The sequence below is a fragment of the Aeromonas sp. QDB62 genome (genome assembly GCF_027705695.1).
GTDB lineage: Bacteria > Pseudomonadota > Gammaproteobacteria > Enterobacterales > Aeromonadaceae > Aeromonas > Aeromonas allosaccharophila.
In genome coordinates this window covers 1-2463 of sequence record NZ_JAPDCD010000104.1, presented here as the reverse complement: position 1 = coordinate 2463, position 2463 = coordinate 1, and the positions used below count along the sequence as shown (strand labels likewise).

Below are 2463 nucleotides of genomic sequence, written 5' to 3'. Positions count from 1 at the left end.
TATAAAAAACAAACGCCATTCAGAATATTTTACAAAGAAAGATCTGAATCCATTTCATGACGTGCAGTCCTCTGGCCAGAGTGCTCGTGCTGAGATTTTAATGCATACGCTCCAGGCCTCATCCTGAAACGTGCAATTTTTTTGGCTGCTAATATAGGGTTTCCATTATGATTCTAAGACCTCGAGTAGCAGTCTCACCGACCTCTGCGTACTCTCTATGGAGCCGCTCAAGGTCTGAACCTGCTCCTGCAACTGTTCGAGCGAAACGCTCATCTGATGAATGGAGTTCTCGGCAGAGACGTTGCTGTCGCTGGTATGCGTGTTCAAATGCTGCACCATGGTCAGCAAGACCTGATGGTCGTTCATTATCTGCTGCTGTGTGACATGCTGCGATTGAACCTGCTCCCTGAGTGTTGCTATCGAGCTCATCTGCTCGGTGTTGATAAAACTGAGCAACTCTAATAATTGTTTCTCTAAATTCATGATTCACTCCTAGTAATGCTAAAATAGCGCTCAAAATTTTCATCAGCAGTTGAATTAATGCCTTTTCGGTGTCTACTGTTAGGGTTCCCTCAGGGTTAATTGGGGTCAGTGTGTAACCTGCATATAGCTGCATCTGCTGTTGCCAAAAAAGAGCATTTGTTGGCTGTTTGCGATGTCTCTGGGTTATCACTGCGGCCATACCTGTCGGTCGTCTCACAGGCCTCGGAGAGGGCATTGGGTGCAGCGTCTCAGTGACGTTATAGCGGCTCTGATTGAAGGCCCGGCGTTTGGCTATCCGCTCCTCAATCTGCTGCCAGAGTGCATCCAACGACGGTTGTGGAGGCGTTGTTATCGTCAACGTCGGTCTCACCACATCAATACTGGTAAACGCACGGCTAAATAAAGGTCCTTTCAGCCGAAAAGCCTTGATCTTTCCCTCTGGCACAATCCGTATGTAATCCTTTTTAGCCTCGACTTCGCTAATACCATACATTTGTCGAGTCTGAGGTTGCTCCAGCCAATCAATCACAGCTTGTCGGTTACATAACTGACCCTGAGTTACCCGTAACTGCACCGCATCAGATAACGCTGCAATCAAGTCCGCATTTTTACTGTACCGTGGTATTGTTCCTGTCAGCCTCTGGCGTTGCGGATCATCTGGACGTGCGAGGTTATGTTTCAGGTTGAGGTAATCACGGATCGCATTAAAATCTCCTTCCGCACCTGGTGGGTGAGGGTTGAAATATTTTCCAGTGCGAAGATTAATCCGTGGGATTAAGAAATGATTCTCCAGATTTTGTTCATGCGTATGTTGTACCCACAAGATCATCCTGTCCTCTATGGGTAATCCCGCAAAAACCAGCTCCTCCATCAATGCACGAAATTCCTGAGCAATATCAGGATTGGAGCTCAGCGCCTGGTTGTCCTCAATTGCATGTGCAATGACACCGCTGGTGTATTTATATTTATGTGGCGATATCTCGATTGCATAAGCGATGTCTCGTGGATTTCCAGCCAACAGCTCAGGTGGTGGAGTCCGTTGTACACCATGGATCAGTCTCAGTTGTTGGTTCAACCGATGAACCAATGGAGCGTCATTTTTATCACGAGCAACCCTAATCGCATCAGCGATTGTACTACGCTCATTTTTTTGTTGCGGAGTCAGAGCGCTGTAGATACCCAGTAGGTAATCTATTGGGGCGCTGGACTTAGTCTGGCGATGCCCATTGGTTGCAAAAAATCTAATCACCGCCATAGCTCATGCTCCTCATACTCACTCTCGATTAATGCTGGATTTACCTCCACTGCATCCTCGTCATCCTCACCTGAGTGTGACCATGTAGTGTCTGGGGTCGCAGTATCGCTTTTGTCATGGCGTATAACCCGAGATGGCTGTGTTAATTGTGGTGATAACATCTCGTTGATTTTATCAACCTGCTCTTTATGTTGTTTTTCTAGTTCCCTGAGTTCGCATAAAATAAAAAGTAGATTTACATCGCCCTTATGGGAGTTACACCATTTTACCAGCTGATTGAAATTGTTATAAAACCCGGTCTGTTGCGCAATAAGATTATTTATTGTGTCGCGTAATGTTTCTGCTGGAGAAATGACGATTTTCAATTTTGTGAGAGATTGAGATGCTAACCTCGATACAGTGATGCTTGCATTTTTAGCCTTTTTCTCCCAACGACGTTTTTCCTCATATGTGCAGCGTAGCTCGATTCGATGATCACGGATCTCTGTAAAACTCGGCAGCATTTGTCGAACGATGTCTGTATCCATATTTACATCTCTAGCTATACCGTTAATAGTGACAGCGATATCGTCATTGATGCACCTGATAACGGCCCTTTCAATGAGCAGCATGAGATCAGGATCTCTTGTCAGCTCCTCACGTAAAGTATTATTTTTGCTATTCCTTAATTTTTTATTTTCTTTTCCCACGTATTGTCTCCTGGCTGCTGAACAGCTCTAATTTAT

Annotated in this window: 2 protein-coding genes; both read right to left on the bottom strand. The window is 45.3% G+C overall.

Features of this window, described 5'->3' with window-relative positions:
- Positions 1-148: 148 nt before the first annotated feature.
- Complete coding sequence (locus OKC27_RS22575; protein WP_270806739.1) at positions 149-1738, bottom strand: relaxase/mobilization nuclease domain-containing protein; 1590 nt, start codon at positions 1736-1738, stop codon at positions 149-151.
- Positions 1729-2427 (bottom strand): plasmid mobilization protein, encoded by a 699-nt coding sequence (locus OKC27_RS22570; protein ID WP_059112248.1) that lies wholly within the window; start codon positions 2425-2427, stop codon positions 1729-1731. The genes OKC27_RS22575 and OKC27_RS22570 overlap by 10 nt, the downstream gene beginning before the upstream one ends.
- Between the last annotated feature and the right edge of the window lie 36 nt (positions 2428-2463).

Coding starts and splice junctions, on each gene's coding strand:
- OKC27_RS22575 (WP_270806739.1), bottom strand. CDS start 1,738: ATGGCGGTGATTAGATTTTTTGCAACCAATGGGCATCGCCAGACTAAG.